Source organism: Vibrio gangliei (assembly GCF_026001925.1).
Taxonomy (GTDB): Bacteria; Pseudomonadota; Gammaproteobacteria; order Enterobacterales; family Vibrionaceae; genus Vibrio; species Vibrio gangliei.
This window is the reverse complement of record NZ_AP021869.1, coordinates 762,301-779,777: the sequence shown is the minus strand read 5'-3', so window position 1 is coordinate 779,777 and position 17,477 is coordinate 762,301. Positions and strand designations below refer to the sequence as shown.

Below are 17,477 nucleotides of genomic sequence, written 5' to 3'. Positions count from 1 at the left end.
TTGACTAATGCTAATGTTGTGTTTGCATTAACTCTTTTGAGTTTTATGACTTAATGGTAATACTCCCTCATTTCCATTATGTCCTGATTATTTGATGATTATTCAAATTTATGCACAGTTAAGATCATTGCGATGTTAACTGTGCTTTTTTTATGCCTGCTATTTATCTCACTAAAGTATAAAAATAAAAAAACGCCGACCTAAGCCGACGTTTTTGCTGCTATTCACAATCGTTTTATGGACGATAAACTTTCACGTTTTGATAGCCTAAATCTTTTAAATACAGCGCTTGTAAACGACTCATTACGCCTCGCTCACAGTACAGTAGGTATTGCTTAGATTGGTCTAAATCGCCAAATTGAGTCGCTAATTTGTAGAAAGGAAGATGCTTAATTTCCACCCCGTCAATCTCGAGTGGATTCATGTCTTCTTCATCCGGGCTGCGAATATCCAATACCACAGCTTGATCCGCAATTTCTTCGACAAGTTCGACTTCTGGCGCTTGTTCTTGGCTTTCTTCTTCAATCGCACGAATGTCCATCACGCGAGCATTGGCTACCACTTGCTCAAGAATATCGAAATTAAAATTCGCTTCTTCTTTTTCAAGTTTGGCTTTCACCGCTTTCACTGTTGGTTTTTTCGAAATCACACCACAGTATTCAGGCATCACTTTGGCGAAATCTTCGGTACCAATATCACGAGATAAATTGATGATATCTTCTTTATCCCAGTTGATTAGAGGGCGCAAAATCAAAGTATCGGTCACGTTATCAATCAAGCGTAAGTTGGTCAGAGTCTGGCTTGAAACCTGGCCTAGCGCCTCACCGGTCACTAAGGCTTCGATGCCAAATTTTTCCGCAATCATACCACCCGCGCGCATGAACATTCGTTTAAGCACAACACCCATTTGGCCATCATCGATATTTTCTAAGATTTCAGCCACCACTGGCTCAAAATCGACAGCGATAAATTTCACTTTGGCAGACGAGCCAAACTTCTTCCATAAGTAATGAGCCACTTGTTTTACGCCAATTTCATGCGCTGGGCCACCAAGGTTAAAGAAGCAGTAATGGGTTTTTGAACCACGTTTGATATGCAGGTAACTTGAAACACCGGAATCAAATCCGCCGGAAATCAGGCTCAAAACATCTTCTTGCGTTCCTAGAGGGAAGCCGCCCAGACCTTTATGACGCGCAATCACTTGGTTCAATTTGTCGCTTGCGATTTCAAGGTTAACCGTGACTTCAGGGTTAGACAATTTTACGCGTGCAGACTCAACCGCTTGGTTTAAGCCGCCACCAACGTAACGCTCGACATCAATTGAAGTAAAATCATGCTTTCCGCGGCGCTTCACACGTACCACGAATGTTTTGCCTTCAATTAAGTCACGGCTTTGCTCTAACGCTTGTTCGTAAATGTTATGCAAATCGGTAAAGTCTGATTGCAGCACTTCTAACGAATGATGAATACCTGGCGTATGAGTTAAGATCTCTAACACCTTGTCATAATATTCATCGCTATTAGCGGCGACTTCAATGTGATCACGACGGTTTAACACCGCAACAGATTCTGTTTCGCGCTGGATGATATTACGTAAGTTACGCTCCAACGTACGAGTGAAACGCTTACGAACCGAGTCACTTTTCACAAAAATTTCTGGATGGGGTTTTACAATAAACTTCATATCATGATTCACTTTTTAACGGATTATTGACCCTACTGACCCATTAGCTCAGATAACGCCAAAACTAAGGCGCAAAATTATACACGACTATTCATCATGGCGGAAATGGTTTACGACACTAGGGCCTGCTTATCTTCCGTGGTTAAATTTTATTCGAGATAAAAGCGTTGTCTAATCCTGAACTTTTAACAGAAAATACCGATTAACTCTTGTTTCATCACCGCTAGGTCAAATACAATTAGTCTCTTTCGTATCCCGAGATAAGCAGGATCAATATGGCGACCAAAAAACCTGAAAACATGAGCTTTGAAGAGTCATTAACTGAACTCGATGCTCTGGTCAATCAACTTGAAAATGGCGACCTTGATCTAGAAGATGCGCTGAAAAAGTTTGAGCGTGGTATCGCACTTGCTCGTTCTAGCCAAACCAAACTCACAGAAGCTGAACAACGCGTTGAGATCTTATTAAGAGATGAAGACAAATCCGAACTTGTTCCATTTGATCCAGAAAGTGACCTCTAATATGAGTATTTCATTGGCCGATTACCAAGCGCGTAACAATCAACAACTGAACCTTTGGCTCGATAGCATTCCACATCAACAACAAACTCTGACTAAAGCCATGCGTTATGGTCTATTGTTAGGTGGCAAGCGTGCGCGCCCTTATTTGGTGTATATTACCGGCCAAATGTTCGGTTTAAGTCTTGAAGATTTGGATACACCAGCATCAGCGATTGAGTGTATCCACGCCTACTCACTTATCCATGATGATTTACCGGCTATGGATGACGATGAATTACGCCGCGGTCAACCGACTTGCCATATTGAATTTGATGAAGCCACCGCGATTTTAACCGGTGATGCTCTGCAAACGCTCGCATTTACTATTTTGGCTGAAGGTGCATTGTCTTCCCAAAGCGAACCACAGCGCATTCAATTAATCAAAGAGTTAGCTAACGCTTCTGGCGCACTTGGTATGTGCATGGGGCAATCGTTAGACTTAGAGGCCGAAAATCGTCTAGCCTCTTTAGATGAGTTACAAGAAATCCACCGCAATAAAACCGGTGCCTTGATAAAGTGTGCGATTCGTATGGGCGCATTATGTGCCGGTGATAAAGGCATCGCCGTGTTGCCTGAGCTAGACCGTTACGCAGAAGCAGTCGGTCTCGCGTTTCAAGTGCAAGATGACATTCTTGATATCATCAGTGACACAGCAACCTTAGGTAAGCCACAAGGGTCGGATCAAAACTTAAACAAAAGTACTTATCCGGTTCTGCTAGGATTAGAAGGTGCCAAACAAAAGGCTCAAGACTTGTTACAAGACGCACTTCAAGCATTACAAGCAATACCTTACAATACACAATCACTTGAAGAATTCGCCCGCTACGCCGTTGAGCGCAGCCACTAAAATATAATAAAAACGAACTGAATATGACTCTTGATATTTCAAAGTACCCCACTCTCGCACTCGCTAACACACCTGACGAATTGCGAACCTTACCAAAAGAAAGCTTATCGGCTCTATGCGATGAGCTGCGTACTTATTTGCTCAATTCAGTCAGTCAGTCAAGTGGACACCTTGCCTCTGGCTTAGGTACTGTTGAACTGACCGTTGCTTTACATTATGTCTATAACACCCCGTTTGATCAGTTAGTTTGGGACGTAGGCCACCAAGCCTACCCGCACAAAATCTTAACCGGTCGCCGTGAACGTATGTCGACCATTCGTCAAAAAGACGGCTTGCACCCTTTCCCTTGGCGTGAAGAAAGCGAATACGACACCCTTTCTGTCGGTCACTCATCCACCTCGATCAGCGCAGCATTAGGTATGGCGATCAGCGCACAAAAAGAAGGCCAAGAGCGTAAAGTGGTCAGCGTGATCGGTGATGGCGCGATTACCGCGGGCATGGCGTTTGAAGCGATGAACCACGCCGGTGATGTGCACGCTGATATGCTCGTGATTTTGAATGACAATGAGATGTCGATTTCTGAAAACGTCGGTGCTCTCAATAACCACCTAGCGCAATTACTGACGGGTAACTTCTACACCTCGATTCGTGAAGGTGGTAAGAAAGTGTTATCTAACGTGCCGCCAATTAAAGAATTAGTGCGTCGCACCGAAGAACATTTAAAGGGCATGGTGGTTCCAGGCACCATGTTTGAAGAACTTGGCTTTAACTACATTGGCCCTATCGATGGTCATGATGTCAAAGAGCTGGTCAAAACCTTGAAAAACATGCGTGGCTTAAAAGGTCCTCAGTTTTTGCATGTGATGACGAAAAAAGGCAAAGGCTATGAGCCTGCGGAAAAAGATCCGATCGGTTATCATGGCGTGCCTAAATTTGATCCAAACGAAAGCTGCCTACCTAAAAGTTCAGGAGGCAAGCCAACATTCTCAAAAATCTTTGGCGATTTCCTATGTGATATGGCAGCGCAAGATCCAAAACTCATGGCGATTACACCGGCCATGCGTGAAGGTTCAGGTATGGTGCGTTTTTCTAAAGAATTCCCACAGCAATACTTTGATGTCGCGATAGCCGAGCAACATGCCGTGACACTGGCAACCGGCATGGCGATTGGTGGAATGAATCCGATTGTGGCCATTTATTCGACTTTCTTGCAACGCGGTTACGATCAACTGATCCACGATGTCGCCATCATGAACTTACCTGTGATGTTTGCGATTGACCGCGCAGGCCTGGTTGGCGCAGATGGTCAAACTCACCAAGGTGCGTTCGATTTAAGCTTTATGCGCTGCATTCCCAACATGGTGATCATGGCACCAAGTGATGAGAATGAATGCCGTCAAATGCTCTACACGGGTCATAAACACCAAGGCCCAAGTGCGGTACGTTACCCGCGCGGTTCTGGCTGCGGTGCTGAAATCGAAAGCGAAATGACTGAACTGGCAATCGGTAAAGGCCGTATCGTTCGCGAAGCTAGCCTTGAAAATAGTACAGCGAAGAAAGTGGCGATTTTATCTTTTGGCACCTTCTTACCAGAAGCACTCAAAGCGGCTAAAAGTATAGATGCCACGGTCGCTGATATGCGCTTTGTGAAGCCATTAGATGAAGAGCTAGTATTAAAACTAGCTACTGAACACGATGTATTAGTCACGCTAGAAGAGAATGTCATTGCCGGAGGTGCTGGCTCAGGTGTGATTGAACTGCTAATGCAGCGCAAACAAATCAAGCCAGTATTGCAACTAGGCCTACCTGATAAGTTTATTCATCAAGGTACACAAGATGAACTGTATGATGAGCTAGGTTTAAATGCTGTAGGTATTGAAAAGCAAATCAAAGACTACTTAGCGTGATAAAACGTTTTCAGGCCAGGCATAAAACAAACTAAGCATAAAAAAGGACGAGCGATCGTCCTTTTTCTATTTATAAGCACTTTTCAATTAAAACTGCGGCGCATCAAAGTTATTGGGTTCGTCTGTGTACACGGCCACATTCGATTTTTCGACTAAGCCAGTTTCAGCAACACATTGCTGCTGGAAAAATTCGACAATTTCTTTACGCTGACAATGCGCTTCAAATGCTTCGTTACTTGCCCAGATTTCATGAAATGCAATCGGGTAGCTTTCACCACCAGCAAATGGGCTTGAACGATGACGAGTGACGACATATTGCAAACAACCATCTTCACGTAATGTATTTGGCTCAAGCGATTGCAGCACCGCAAACAATTCATCCAGCTTGCCTTCTTTAGGCTGAAATTGAGCCACGCAGTACACTTTTTTAGACATGTTATTTCCTTAAACTTTATAAATACCAATAAACCAGCACGAGCCACAAAGCTACGGCTGCCATCACACCTGCGAGTAAATCATCCACCATAATGCCGAAGCCGCCATGTACCTTACGGTCAAGCACACTGATCGGCCAAGGTTTCACCATATCGAAAATACGAAACAGTACAAAACCGATGGCAATAATGTGCCAATCATAAATGGGTAATCCCATAAAAGGCACGACACTCATGGTGATCCAAAAGCCAACAAATTCATCCCATACAATCGCGCCGTGATCATGCACCATCATATCGTCAGAGGTTTTCTGACAGATGACAATACCCAGCAAAGCCGCCACAATAACAAGCGTGCAATACACTAACGACGGCAATTGAACCAACAATAGATAAAAAGGGATAGAAGCTAAAGTGCCCATGGTGCCGGGAACAAATTTAGATAAACCGCTACCAAAGCCGACTGCCAATAGATGCCAGGGATTGGACAACTTGATACGTGACAGCGGGTTAATGGATGGTTTTTGTTGTGACATGCTGCGCCTATATTTTTCTAATTATGATTGATTAAAATGATCAAAACCTTGCGCCTGCAAAATAGGATCATCCGATAAAAGTGGTTGGCCTGCCCGAACTAACTCAAGACACGCCACATTATTTGAAATTTCCGGCGCGACAATTTGGCCTATACAAGTGAGCTGACAACCGGTTTTCTGAGTAATAGCGGCCAATTTTTCGGCATTATTAGCAGCCACAGTAAAACATAATTCATACTCTTCGCCACTCTTTAAAGCCGCTCGCTGAGCTTGAATATCATCACCATAAAACGCGATGGTTTCAGGTGATATTGGAAGTTGAGAGACATCAAGCTGAGCACTAACTTGTGAGCGCTTTAAAATATGTCCGAGATCCGACACCAAGCCATCGGAAATATCAATACAGCTGCTAGCGACGCCTCGTAATTGCTCTGCTACTTTAATGCGTGATTGTACGTAAAAGTGACGCTGAACCAAAATATCGGCAAAAGGTTTTGTGCGATTATCAGGATTTAAAATAACGTCTAATCCCGCTTGGCTATCACCGAGTTGCCCAGTGACATAAACCCAGTCGCCAACTTTAGCCCCACTGCGGGTCAGTGCTTGCCCATGTGGAACTAACCCTTGAATAGTAAAGGCAATACTTAATGGGCCTTTAGTTGTATCGCCACCTATCAATTGCAAATCATGCTCATCGGCCAGTTGAAACATAGCATCACAAAATGGCGTCAACCAGCTTTCATCGATTTCAGGAAGCGTTAAAGCCATCGACAACCATGCTGGGGTTGCCCCCATCGCAGCTAAATCACTAATATTTGACATCAAGGCCTTATATGCCACGGCAGCTGGCTCAGCACCAGCAAGGAAGTGTGTTCCTAATACGACGGTGTCAGTACTAATAGCAATTTGATAGCCCGGTGGCGGTGAGACTATCGCGCAATCATCGCCTAACGAAAGATCAACATCCGCCCGATTAGTTTGCTTATGAGCAAAGTATTTTTCGATTAAGTTAAATTCACCCGACATGAACACACTCGACAAATGGAAAGGTCAAAGTATACAAAAAAGGTCAGCGCTTGGCTGACCTTTCTACTCGATCCATTGCAGCAATATTGCCAACAAAGATCGGAATCACAATGTTTAGAAATTATTTCTTACGTACGTGTGGCGCAGCTTTATCAAGCACACCATTGATGAACTTGTGGCTGTCTTCAGCAGCAAACACTTTCGCCAATTCGATCGCTTCGTTGATCACCACTTTATATGGGACATCGTCACGTTGCGTCATTTCGTACATAGCAAGACGAAGCAAAGCCAATTCCATCATATCCAAATCTTGCATTGGACGTGATAGATATGGACGCAATTTGCTGTCTAATTCCATGTTCATATTCACTACACCAGACAATAAGTCTTGGAAATAAGCAACATCAGTTTCTGGTGCTTTTAAGCTAGGTTCACCGGCATGATGTTCTTCTTCATCATACTTTTCTCCTGTGAGAAATTGATGTTCAATTGTTGCCACATTTTCTTTAGTGACTTGCCAAGAGTAAATCGCTTGTAGTGCGAATTGACGTGCATTACGACGTGCGGCTGGTTTCACGCGAGCCCCCATTAGGAATTAGTTAATTTCATTTAAAACGTTGATCATCTCAAGTGCGCTAAGAGCTGCTTCTTGCCCTTTGTTACCAGCCTTGGTGCCTGCGCGTTCAATCGCTTGATCGATAGTATCAACAGTTAGTACGCCAAATGCCACTGGAAGGCTATATTCCAAAGACACTTGAGCTAAACCTTTATTACACTCACTGCATACATAATCAAAGTGTGGAGTACCGCCACGAATAACCGTACCTAGAGAAACGATAGCATCAAATTTGCCAGTTTTCGCAACACGCTGTGCGACTAATGGTAGCTCAACTGCACCTGGGCAACGTACAACAGTGATGTTGTCATCGCTCACTTGGCCATGACGCTTCAATGTGTCAATCGCACCTGAAAGTAAACTTTCGTTAATAAAACTGTTAAAACGAGAAATAACGATAGCAATTTTTGCATTTGGAGCGGCAAACGCACCTTCGATTACTTTCATAAGTTATCCTTTAACTATTTTTGTAGAGAGTGAGAATCGGCGGATTCTATCACAAATTTGTGAGCAATATCTATGGGGAATTGTCCCTAGTTCCTAGTCTATAGTCACGCTTCGCTTCTAGGAAAAGAAAAGCCGCCAACAAATCTAATTAAATTAAGACTTTCTGACAGCTTCACACCTAGGAACTAGGAACCAGGAACTCGTTCCCTATTCAGTTACATAATCCACAACATTCAAACCAAACCCAGATAACGCGTGATAACGTTTATCTGACGATGACAACAAGCGCATATCTTTCACACCTAGGTCCGCTAAGATTTGCGATCCCACACCGACGCGACGTGATGTGCCTTGCTTTTTCGCCATGGTTGGCGCGGTCTGGTTATCTTGCTGCTCGAACATTTTCACTTTGTGAATAATCGACTCTGGTGTTTCTTCATTACCTAGAATCACCAATACCCCACCTTCTTGATTGATACGTTTCATTGCCGCATCTAACGTCCAGCTGCGATCAGCAGTACGGTTTGAATGAAGAAGATCGGTAAAGGTATCTTGCAAGTGAACACGCACTAAACACGCATTATCAGTCACATTACCTTTGCGTAATGCGTAATGTAATTGGTTATCAATAGTGTCGCGGTAAGTCACTAAGTCAAACTCACCAAACTCGGTTGGTAGCTTACATTCAGCAACACGCTCAATGGTGGTTTCGGTGTTGTTACGGTATTCAATGAGATCGGCAATTGTGCCCAATTTAATGCCGTGCTTTTCAGCAAAGATTTCTAAATCTGGGCGACGCGCCATGGTGCCGTCTTCGTTGAGAATTTCAACAATCACAGACGCAGGCTCTAATCCAGCAAGACGCGCTAAATCACAGCCGGCTTCGGTATGGCCTGCGCGAGTTAACACTCCGCCTTCTTGCGCGGCAAGTGGGAAAATATGGCCAGGCTGAACCAGATCAGACGCCTTAGCATTTTTAGCTACCGCCGCTTGCACTGTCACCGCACGATCCGCCGCAGAAATCCCAGTTGTTACGCCGCGAGCCGCTTCAATTGAAACGGTAAAGTTGGTGGTATATTGGGCATTATTGTCTTGCACCATCGGCGGTAAACCGAGGTTATGACAACGCTCTTTGGTTAAGGTTAAACAAATCAATCCGCGACCATGAGTTGCCATAAAGTTAATCGCTTCAGGCGTAATGTGCTCAGCTGCCATAATCAGATCGCCTTCATTTTCACGATCTTCGTCATCCATCAAAATGACCATTTTTCCTAAGCGAATATCTTCAATAATGTCTTTTGAGCTGCTAATTGCCATATTGAGTTCCTTAATGATTCTTATTGATTGAATTCTGCTAGCTTAAGCAAAGCCATTCTTTTGCAATAATTCCATCGTAATACGTGATTCTGGTGTTTCTTCTTGCTCAGCTTTACCTGAAATCAAACGTTCTAAATAACGGGCAATCACATCTACTTCTAAATTGACTTTTCGACCGACAACAAAACTATCGACTGTCGTTTCTTGAGAGGTATGGGGAACAATCGTGATTTTGAATGCATTCTTACGCACATCATTGACGGTTAAGCTGATGCCATCCACGGTGACGGAACCTTTCTCTGCGATATAACGTGAAAGATGGGCAGGCACTTCTATCCAATATTCCATTGCACGACCAATAGGTTGACGGTCGACAATCACACCGACATCATCCACATGCCCTGAAACAATATGCCCACCAAAACGTGTGCTCGGCAGCATGGCTTTTTCAAGGTTCACCGACTCTCCCACTTGATATTGAGAAAACCCGGTACGTGTTAACGTTTCAAGTGAAAGGTCAGCACTGTAACTGCGTGAATCATATTCCACCACAGTTAAACACACGCCATTGGTAGCAATACTATCGCCAAGATGCACATCGGACATATCTAACTTGCCCGCATCCACTTTAATCGTGACATCTTCACCTTTTGGAGTGATAGCTAAAATAGTCCCAACCGCTTCAACGATTCCTGTAAACATAATTTCTCTTATTTCTTTGTTTTTATGGTGGCAGTCACACGGATATCGCTTCCCACCATACGTAAATCAGTAATATTAAGATCAATGGCTTGATCCATCTCTGTTAAGCCAGTGATTTGAGTTAAGCCACGCCCATCAGTACCCATTAATTTAGGGGCAATATACACAATCAACTCATCAACCAATGCTTGTTCAATCATGCTCGCCGCCAAACTCGCCCCAGCTTCGACCCAAATATGATTAATATTATGTTCACTTGCTAATTGTTGCAGCAAAGTAGGCAGATCAAATTGCTGCTTATCATTTAGCGCAGCAATCATGTCACTCTCACCCGCATGAGAAATGGTACGTACGAATAGACATTCACCTTCCGTGTTGAATAGCTTCAACGCCTTATTGGAATTCAATTGGTTTTGCCTATCTAAAATCACGCGAATCGGCTGACGAAGTTGAGATTCTGAATATTGTGCTTGCACTGAGCTTGGCAAATCATGCCAACGTACATTCAGCGATGCGTCGTCATCTAACACTGTCTTTGAGGTGGATAACACCGCCCCCGCTTTAGCGCGATAATGCTGTACATCTTGACGTGCATTCGGGCCAGTGATCCATTGGCTTTTACCGTTCGCAAGCGACGTTTTTCCATCGATGCTTGATGCCAACTTTAATTGCACAAATGGCATACCAGTTTTCATTCGCTTGATGAAGCCTGGATTAAGCGCGATGGCATCTTGCTCAAGTAGACCAACATCCACTTGAATACCAGCCTCTCTTAGCATGGTAATACCACGTCCAGCCACTTGAGGATTAGGGTCTTGCATCGCGCATACAACACGGGCAACTTGCGCTTTAATTAAAGCTTCAGCACAAGGTGGCGTGCGGCCATAATGGGAACACGGCTCCAAGGTCACATAAGCGGTGGCACCTTTAGCTCTCTCGCCAGCCAAACGTAAAGCATGCACTTCTGCGTGTGGTTCACCCGCTTTAAGGTGTGCCCCTTGACCAATGATCTCTTGGTCTAGCGTGATCACACAGCCTACATTTGGATTTGGTGCGGTGGTATAGATCCCCTGCTTCGCCAGTTCAATTGCTTTGACCATCATTTGATGATCAAATGCAGAAAATACCGATTGGCTCATCACACTTCCCTTTCTAATTTTATTTATCGCAATGAAAGATCAATCTTCAAGACGCGCGATTTCTTCACCGAACTCACGAATATCTTCAAAGCTGCGGTAAACCGAAGCAAAGCGAATATACGCCACCTTATCTAACTCTTTAAGTTGCTCCATCACTAAGTTACCAATCATCTCGCTTGGTACTTCACGTTCACCGGTCGCACGTAATTGAGATTTAATCGTACTGATTGCCAATTCAATCGAATCGGCACTCACGGGGCGTTTTTCTAGAGAGCGCTGAATACCACCGATCATTTTTTCTTCATCAAAAGGTTCTCGGTTTCCATTTGATTTGATGACTTTCGGCATCACCAATTCCGCCATTTCAAACGTAGTAAAACGTTCACTACAAGCTAAACATTGGCGACGACGGCGAACCTGATGGCCGTCAGCGACTAAACGTGAGTCGATCACTTTAGTGTCATTTTCAGAACAAAATGGGCAGTGCATACTCTCTCCCTTGAGTCAGAGTCTGAGCGGTTTTATTAACTATTGTTATCGCAATGCATCTATTCAGACAAAACTCTATATTTAAATGCGATTGTTGTAGGATTAGTTTATCCGAAATAGCAAGGGTTAGCGACAAGCAGCATCGTCTTGATGAGACCTAGTGAAGATTTTTTAGGCGAAAGTTGAGCGAACCAATCGATAAGGTTACACTTAATACAGTTTTATGGTTGGCTAGCTCATTTTCTTTCTAGCAATCATTCACATTTTGATCCGTTTACAGCCGGATAACTATAGGACGTAAGAATATGAAATATGCAGGATTGGTCGGGTTACTCACATTAATTTTAGCGGGTTGTTCAAGCACAACTCAAGAAGACAACTACTTAGATGCTTCTTTTGAACTATGTAATACAGAAGTGAAAGTATTCTCAACCAGCGATGACGGTAAAGTACGTATCGTCTGTGCTGATGGTTCAAAATTCGCTATGGATAATGCCAAAACACTAGACACAATGCGTGACCTCAACGCGTCTTACTGTTCAGGTGAAGGCCTTGGCCAATTTAACGAAAGCTCTCGTTACTACATGTTCAAATGTAAATCTGGCTCAATGATCAGCATTAATAAAGAAGGTTAATTCGAGTTTCGAAAACATCTTAAAGCCCCAGCTTGAATGTTCAAGCTGGGGCTTTCTATTATTTTTACAAAAACAAAACCCAGCCATTTCTGACTGGGTTTTTATCTCTTTCGAGAAGCGAAGCGCTCTAGATTCGAGTCACGAAATTCGGCTCTTACCAGACGCCGTTATAAACTGTTTTACGACGAAATATTATGCGTAAACTGGTTTACGCTTACAGATATCTAATACTTTTGCTTTAGTCGCTTCAATCACCGACTCATCGCCCATATTGTCTAGGATATCACACATCCAGCCAGCAAGGTTTTTCGCATCTTCTTCTGTGAAGCCACGGCGAGTAATTGATGGTGAACCAACGCGGATACCAGAAGTCACAAATGGGCTACGTGGATCGTTTGGTACTGAGTTTTTGTTCACTGTGATGTTCGCAGCGCCAAGTGCGGCATCCGCATCTTTACCTGTGATGTCTTTGTCGATCAGATCAACAAGGAACAAGTGGTTTTCAGTTGAACCTGAAACGATGTTGTAACCGCGAGCAATAAACTCCGCCACCATGGCTTTTGCGTTTGCAACAACGCGCGCTTGGTATTCTTTAAACTCTGGCTCTAGTGCTTCTTTAAATGCCACCGCTTTTGCTGCGATAACGTGCATTAGAGGACCGCCTTGTCCACCCGGGAACACTGCAGAGTTTAGTTTTTTGTACAGATCTTCACCTGCATTAGACAGAATCAATCCACCACGAGGGCCAGCCAATGTTTTATGTGTTGTGGTTGTTACAACGTGTGCGTGTGGAACTGGGTTTGGATAAACACCAGCAGCAATAAGACCCGCTACGTGCGCCATATCAACAAAAAGGTACGCGCCTACTTTGTCTGCGATCTCACGCATACGCGCCCAATCACACACTTGAGAATAAGCAGAGAAGCCACCGATGATCATTTTTGGTTTGTGTTCAACCGCAAGCGCTTCCATTTCTTCATAGTCAATCTGACCATTTTCATCGATACCGTAAGGAATGATGTTGTAAAGCTTGCCTGAGAAGTTAACAGGAGAACCATGAGTTAAGTGACCACCGTGCGCCAGGCTCATACCAAGAACCGTGTCACCCGCATTAAGCAATGCCATGTAAACGGCGTTGTTAGCTTGAGAGCCTGAGTGCGGCTGTACGTTTGCATATTCTGCACCGAATAGCTGACATGCACGCTCAATAGCAAGAGTTTCAACTTTATCAACGTACTCACAACCACCGTAGTAGCGTTTACCTGGGTAGCCTTCAGCATACTTGTTGGTAAGTTGAGAACCTTGAGCTTCCATTACACGTGGGCTGGTGTAGTTTTCTGAAGCGATGAGCTCAATGTGCTCTTCTTGACGAAGAGTTTCTTCCTGAATTGCGGTAAATAGATCCGCATCATAATCCGCAATGTTCATGTCACGCTTAAGCATGTGTATCTCCTAGCTCAGGTTTAACTGATTCCTAAAAAGACCAAAAGGTCATAAAAACGGTAAAATTGTTAAAAAATGGCTCAATGACGCAAAGCAAACGTTTTCGTCATCAATTTAGATGGCAGTATTCTACCTAATTTGATCCATATCAGAAAGTGGCAATGTAAACTTTCTGCATGCAAAAATATCACGATTAAGATGAAAAAAAATAATACAGTGCTGGATAGCTGTACTTTCTTGACTTCTAAGGTCAAAACCATAGCGTCAGTTTACATTTATGTAAACATTAAGATACAAGCCATTCACTTTGTTTTTAGACTGTATATACCAAAACTGATATTTATTGAGTACATTTTTAGTTATTTATGGATGAAAAGATTGATACTGTGATGGAAAAACACACACCTAAAGAAGACATCGTCGCCCTCGTTGTAGGCAGCTTTGTGGTTGCCCTTGGGGTTTACTTTTTATCGTCAGCTAATTTGATCACTGGTGGTACGGCTGGGCTGTCTTTATTATTAAGTCAGCTGAGTCCACTGTCATTTGGCACGATATACTTTTTCATTAACTTGCCTTTTTATGCTCTTGCTTGGCTTCGCTTTGGTAAAACCTTCGCGATTAACAGCCTTATTGCAGGTGCTTTAGTGTCTGTTTTTGCTGATAACCTAGAGCGTTTTATGTTACTCAGCCGTATCGATGCGGTATTCAGTGCTTTCGCCGGTGGGTTATTAATTGGTATCGGTATGCTAATTTTATTTCGCCATCGTTCAAGTTTAGGGGGCTTCAACGTGATGTGCCTACTTATTCAAGACAAAACGGGTATTTCAGTAGGTAAAACTCAAATGGTGCTCGATTGTAGCATTGTGGTCGCGTCGCTGTTTTTCGTTTCCCCTTACTTAATTGCGCTTTCAGTACTCGGTGCCATCGTATTAAACATCACACTTGCGATGAATCATAAACCGACTCGCTATACCGTAACTTACCCAAAATAGCCATCTGATAGATAAAAAAGGCGCTCAAAGTTCAGATATTGAGCGCCTCTTAATGCTAACGATATTCCACTACTTCACCACAAAACAGTCTTTAAACGTTTCATGATTAAAAGTGATCATTGCAGAATCACCGTGCCCCCAAAACTCTTGCAACCCATCCACTGAGGCATATTTCTCACCAGAAGCCGCTTCCACTCGAATTAAAGGATAGGAACCGGAACGTTCAATTAACGTCGCTTTATCTTGACCAGAATATTCGATCAAAAATGGCACTTCAAGCTTGCCTTGGTATTCTGATTCAGATTGATCAATGCGGCATTTGTACGCCACCGAGTGAACTTTAACACCATCTACAGAAGTGGTGGTTTTTACTGGTTCAGAAACAGGGCTCTCTTCCACGACCGTACATCCGGCTAACACGGAAACAGATAATGCGGTCATCAATAACGACTTATTTAACATCGATTCGCCTCTTAACAATTTACTTTATTGGCTCGTTTTAATGGGATTCATATAAAAAGCAAGATACTTGATGATCATGCTTTGAATACGACTGTAATTTGGGTGGTTTACTGCGACATTCTTCCATGACCTTAGGACAACGCGAAGCAAAGCGACATCCTACAGGGCGCTCAATCGGTGATGGAATATCGCCTTGTAATAAAATGCGCTCTCCAATGCCTTGCTCCTGCATACGTAATTTAGCATCACGATACTTTGGATGAGTAATCGGAATTGCAGACAACAAAGACTGAGTATAAGGATGCTTAGGGTTTTGATAAACCTGCTGCGCATCACCATATTCGACAATTTGCCCTAAATACATGACAGCAATTTTGTCAGATATATGACGAATCACCGACAAATCATGGGCTATAAATATCAGGGTCAAATCCATTTCTTGCTGCAATTTCATCAACAAGTTAAGAATTTGCGCCTGTACAGACACATCTAATGCCGATACAGACTCATCACACACCACCAGCTTAGGTTTTAAGGCAATCGCTCGTGCAATACCAATGCGTTGTTTCTGGCCACCAGAGAATTCATGTGGATAACGCTCAGCGGCCTCTGGGGTTAATCCCACTTTGATTAATAATTCGCTGACCCACTGCTGCCTTTCTTCCGCCGTGCCTAGATGATGTATTTCAAATGGCTCATGTAAGATCATCCCAACCGTATGACGTGGGTTGAGCGATTCAGTGGGATCTTGAAACACCATCTGCATTTCTTGACGTAAAGAGCGCATGGCTTTGCTATCGAACTGACAAATATCTTGCCCTTCAAACAATATTTGCCCTGCTGTGGGTTCATACAAGCGCAGTAAGCTACGACCCAACGTACTTTTACCGCAACCTGATTCACCCACAATACCTAACGTCTCGCCTGTGTTTACGCTCAATGACACGTCATCAACCGCATACACGGTATAGCCTTTTTTGAAAATGCCTTTGCCTGAGTGGAAATATTGTTTGAGATTTTTTATCTCTAATAAAGGATTTTTTTCGGGTAAGACGTTCTTTTCTGATGAAATATCCGTATTTAACGATTCTTGATTCATGGTTGCCCCTCTAGCTGATTTCGAGGCATTAATTGCGACCAATAATGACAACTCACTTGATGTTCAGAAGATTTTTTTTCTAATAACGGACTTTGTTGCAAGCATTTGTCTTGTTGATATGGACAACGAGAAGCAAAACGGCAACCTCTTGGCATATTCAATAAATGAGGCACCGAGCCTTCAATGGTCGGCAGTTCCGATTTAGGCACCGACTGCTGATTGGGCATCGAAGCCAACAAACCTTGCGTGTATGGATGGGTTGGGAAATCAAACAGTGAAAAGACATCGGCTTGTTCCACCACTTTTCCTGCATACATCACCACCACTTGATCGCACATTTCCGCGACTACCCCTAAGTCATGGGTAATGAAAATGATCGACATGCCCGTTTCTTGTTGCAATGCTTTCATCAAATCCAATATTTGCGCTTGTACAGTCACATCTAACGCAGTGGTCGGCTCATCACAAATCAAAACATCCGGTTTACACGCTAACGCAATCGCGATCATCACACGTTGACGCATCCCACCTGACAACTGATGCGGAAACTCCAGCATGCGTTGTTTAGCCGATGGAATGCCCACTTTTTCGAGCATCTCCAACGCCTGATGATAACGCTGCTTTTTATTTAATTGCGGCTGATGCAGTTGATACACTTCCATCAACTGTTTGCCTATGGTGTGAACCGGATTGAGCGCCGTCATCGGATCTTGGAAAATCATCGAAATGGCATTACCGCGCATTTGATACATGTTTTCCGCCGGTAGACTGGCCAAATCCACCTTTTTATCTTGATAACAATATTCAATCTTACCGGACACCACTTGTCCAAAAGGTTTTGGCAACAGCCCTAAGATCGACATCGCTGTAACACTTTTACCGCATCCAGATTCCCCGACCAACCCAATGGTTTTGCCCTTGGGGACATGAAAAGTCACACCATCAAGCACTCTCACCACCTCATCATCGGTGGTAAATTCAGTGCATAAATCTGTGATGGTTAAAACTGAGTTTGGGGTCATAGGGTTTCCGTTAATTCAATTTTTCGGTTCTCGTTACTCGGCCGCTACGCTTATCGTGGCTCGAGAAAGATAACAGCGAATGACTAAGTCTCAAGCAACGAAACCGCTTTTTGGCTCGCG

General features: G+C 43.6%; 19 protein-coding genes. 5 read left to right on the top strand and 14 right to left on the bottom strand.

All coding sequences use genetic code 11. The features are described 5' to 3' along the window. Positions 1–235 precede the first annotated feature (235 nt). The gene (thiI, locus tag Vgang_RS03565; RefSeq protein WP_105903043.1) at positions 236–1,684 is read right to left on the bottom strand and encodes a tRNA uracil 4-sulfurtransferase ThiI; all 1,449 of its coding nucleotides are present in this window, start codon (positions 1,682–1,684) and stop codon (positions 236–238) included. Between the two features lie 275 nt (positions 1,685–1,959). On the opposite strand from thiI, the gene xseB reads away from it, so the two are divergent. Genes xseB through dxs form a run of 3 tightly spaced genes read left to right on the top strand, consistent with a single transcriptional unit; the run spans position 1,960 to position 4,998 of the window. Further along, a complete protein-coding gene (gene xseB / locus Vgang_RS03560; protein ID WP_105903044.1) occupies positions 1,960–2,205 on the top strand; it encodes an exodeoxyribonuclease VII small subunit in 246 nt (81 codons plus the stop codon). Position 2,206: 1 nt separating this feature from the next. Next, positions 2,207–3,091, top strand: a complete 885-nt coding sequence (gene ispA / locus Vgang_RS03555; RefSeq protein WP_105903045.1) for a (2E,6E)-farnesyl diphosphate synthase — start codon at positions 2,207–2,209, stop codon at positions 3,089–3,091. A 23-nt stretch (positions 3,092–3,114) separates the two neighbouring features. Beyond that, positions 3,115–4,998: a 1-deoxy-D-xylulose-5-phosphate synthase gene (gene dxs / locus Vgang_RS03550; RefSeq protein WP_105903046.1), complete on the top strand. Its 1,884-nt coding sequence runs from the start codon at positions 3,115–3,117 to the stop codon at positions 4,996–4,998. An 87-nt stretch (positions 4,999–5,085) separates the two neighbouring features. Here dxs and Vgang_RS03545 read toward each other — a convergent pair whose 3' ends face one another. From Vgang_RS03545 to nrdR, 9 genes are all read right to left on the bottom strand, one after another. Next, entirely contained in the window at positions 5,086–5,433 is a 348-nt protein-coding gene (locus Vgang_RS03545) for a putative quinol monooxygenase (RefSeq protein WP_105903047.1), read from the bottom strand. A gap of 16 nt (positions 5,434–5,449) precedes the next feature. Then, a complete protein-coding gene (gene pgpA, locus Vgang_RS03540; RefSeq protein ID WP_105903048.1) occupies positions 5,450–5,968 on the bottom strand; it encodes a phosphatidylglycerophosphatase A in 519 nt (172 codons plus the stop codon). A 21-nt stretch (positions 5,969–5,989) separates the two neighbouring features. Next, positions 5,990–6,994: a thiamine-phosphate kinase gene (thiL, locus tag Vgang_RS03535; RefSeq protein ID WP_105903049.1), complete on the bottom strand. Its 1,005-nt coding sequence runs from the start codon at positions 6,992–6,994 to the stop codon at positions 5,990–5,992. A gap of 121 nt (positions 6,995–7,115) precedes the next feature. Next, positions 7,116–7,583 (bottom strand): transcription antitermination factor NusB, encoded by a 468-nt coding sequence (gene nusB / locus Vgang_RS03530; RefSeq protein ID WP_105903050.1) that lies wholly within the window; start codon positions 7,581–7,583, stop codon positions 7,116–7,118. Between the two features lie 6 nt (positions 7,584–7,589). Next, entirely contained in the window at positions 7,590–8,057 is a 468-nt protein-coding gene (gene ribH, locus Vgang_RS03525; protein ID WP_027696879.1) for a 6,7-dimethyl-8-ribityllumazine synthase, read from the bottom strand. 207 nt (positions 8,058–8,264) lie between these two features. Next, the gene (gene ribBA, locus Vgang_RS03520) at positions 8,265–9,374 is read right to left on the bottom strand and encodes a bifunctional 3,4-dihydroxy-2-butanone-4-phosphate synthase/GTP cyclohydrolase II (protein ID WP_105903051.1); all 1,110 of its coding nucleotides are present in this window, start codon (positions 9,372–9,374) and stop codon (positions 8,265–8,267) included. A 42-nt stretch (positions 9,375–9,416) separates the two neighbouring features. Next, positions 9,417–10,076 (bottom strand): riboflavin synthase, encoded by a 660-nt coding sequence (locus tag Vgang_RS03515; protein WP_105903052.1) that lies wholly within the window; start codon positions 10,074–10,076, stop codon positions 9,417–9,419. 8 nt (positions 10,077–10,084) lie between these two features. Next, entirely contained in the window at positions 10,085–11,215 is a 1,131-nt protein-coding gene (gene ribD / locus Vgang_RS03510) for a bifunctional diaminohydroxyphosphoribosylaminopyrimidine deaminase/5-amino-6-(5-phosphoribosylamino)uracil reductase RibD (protein ID WP_105903053.1), read from the bottom strand. 39 nt (positions 11,216–11,254) lie between these two features. Continuing rightward, positions 11,255–11,704: a transcriptional regulator NrdR gene (nrdR, locus tag Vgang_RS03505; RefSeq protein WP_105903054.1), complete on the bottom strand. Its 450-nt coding sequence runs from the start codon at positions 11,702–11,704 to the stop codon at positions 11,255–11,257. A 305-nt stretch (positions 11,705–12,009) separates the two neighbouring features. On the opposite strand from nrdR, the gene Vgang_RS03500 reads away from it, so the two are divergent. Continuing rightward, the gene (locus Vgang_RS03500) at positions 12,010–12,339 is read left to right on the top strand and encodes a hypothetical protein (protein ID WP_105903055.1); all 330 of its coding nucleotides are present in this window, start codon (positions 12,010–12,012) and stop codon (positions 12,337–12,339) included. Positions 12,340–12,531: 192 nt separating this feature from the next. On the opposite strand, the gene glyA is transcribed toward Vgang_RS03500, so the two are convergent. Beyond that, a complete protein-coding gene (gene glyA, locus Vgang_RS03495; RefSeq protein WP_105903056.1) occupies positions 12,532–13,782 on the bottom strand; it encodes a serine hydroxymethyltransferase in 1,251 nt (416 codons plus the stop codon). Between the two features lie 389 nt (positions 13,783–14,171). On the opposite strand from glyA, the gene Vgang_RS03490 reads away from it, so the two are divergent. Next, positions 14,172–14,774 carry a YitT family protein gene (locus tag Vgang_RS03490; RefSeq protein ID WP_105903110.1) on the top strand — a complete coding sequence of 201 codons (603 nt, stop codon included), beginning with the start codon at positions 14,172–14,174 and terminating at the stop codon, positions 14,772–14,774. Positions 14,775–14,843: 69 nt separating this feature from the next. On the opposite strand, the gene Vgang_RS03485 is transcribed toward Vgang_RS03490, so the two are convergent. The 3 genes from Vgang_RS03485 to Vgang_RS03475 are packed head-to-tail and all read right to left on the bottom strand — an operon-like array spanning position 14,844 to position 17,357. Then, a complete protein-coding gene (locus Vgang_RS03485; protein WP_105903057.1) occupies positions 14,844–15,236 on the bottom strand; it encodes an MliC family protein in 393 nt (130 codons plus the stop codon). 37 nt (positions 15,237–15,273) lie between these two features. After that, positions 15,274–16,335, bottom strand: a complete 1,062-nt coding sequence (locus tag Vgang_RS03480; protein WP_105903058.1) for an ABC transporter ATP-binding protein — start codon at positions 16,333–16,335, stop codon at positions 15,274–15,276. Then, entirely contained in the window at positions 16,332–17,357 is a 1,026-nt protein-coding gene (locus Vgang_RS03475; RefSeq protein ID WP_105903059.1) for an ABC transporter ATP-binding protein, read from the bottom strand. Before Vgang_RS03475 ends, Vgang_RS03480 begins: the two co-directional genes overlap by 4 nt. Positions 17,358–17,477 lie beyond the last annotated feature (120 nt).